We start from the raw sequence: 262 nt of genomic DNA, 5'->3' as shown, positions 1-262 counted from the left end.
AACCAACGCCACTTTTTTGGGCTTTCTGGCGGCCAGCAGACGCCCATAAAAAACTTTTATCACAGGGTTAAAACGTGTTGCCACGAGGGCTGCCATATGCATCCCAACCACGTAACCCTCGGTACTATGCTGAAATTGAGAGGTAAGGTGTGGATCCTCTCAGATTTCCGGCCTTATAGTGCCTAAATGAGAAGCCTGTTGCTCTTTGATAACTGGAGGATCCACTCATGAAATATACGCCTGTTGGCGTCGATATCGCCAA

The 262-nt window shown here is 48.1% G+C and carries 1 pseudogene; it reads right to left on the bottom strand.

The annotated features are described in order from the left end of the window. A pseudogene (locus FE392_RS21015) lies at positions 1-102 on the bottom strand (IS110 family transposase); the annotation flags it as partial. Positions 103-262 lie beyond the last annotated feature (160 nt).

It is taken from the genome of Xenorhabdus santafensis, assembly GCF_033949405.1.
Classification (GTDB): Bacteria; Pseudomonadota; Gammaproteobacteria; order Enterobacterales; family Enterobacteriaceae; genus Xenorhabdus; species Xenorhabdus santafensis.
Note: the sequence above shows the minus strand (reverse complement) of the source record. Positions and strands in the feature narration are given on the sequence as shown.